Below are 394 nucleotides of genomic sequence, written 5' to 3' on the forward strand. Positions count from 1 at the left end.
GGGGGGAATCTCGGTCGTCAAGGCAGAGAGCGAGCCGTTCCGTACGTTCGGTGACCAGCAAGTAGGCTCCTACGCCAAGCCGTTGTAGGGGTGCCGGATCGATCTGTCGGTGAGGGAGAGGGGCAGCCATGGTGCAGGCCGTGGAACGTGCGGGGGCGGTACGTAACGAGGACCCCGCCGACGAGTTGTTGCGGTGCTTCGGCCGGCAGGCCAAAATCCTCCGGGAGCGGGCAGGACTGACCCAGGCGCAACTCGCCCCACGCCTCGGGTACAGCGAGGCGCAGATCGCGGCGATCGAGCAGGGCAGGCGGATCCCACGGCCGGAGACCATCGACGGCCTCGACGCCCTGTTGGAGGGCGGCGGATTGCTGCTCGCCATAAAGCGGGCCGTGGC

At 68.3% G+C, this 394-nt stretch carries 1 protein-coding gene; it reads left to right on the top strand.

Annotated elements, in window-relative coordinates; translation table 11 throughout:
• Window positions 1-128: 128 nt before the first annotated feature.
• Window positions 129-394: helix-turn-helix transcriptional regulator (locus LPA54_RS41375; RefSeq protein ID WP_228985526.1), on the top strand; the 266-nt coding region annotated here is incomplete at its 3' end.

Origin of the sequence: Streptomyces sp. DH12 (assembly GCF_020873895.1) — a bacterium.
Taxonomy (GTDB): domain Bacteria; phylum Actinomycetota; class Actinomycetes; order Streptomycetales; family Streptomycetaceae; genus Streptomyces.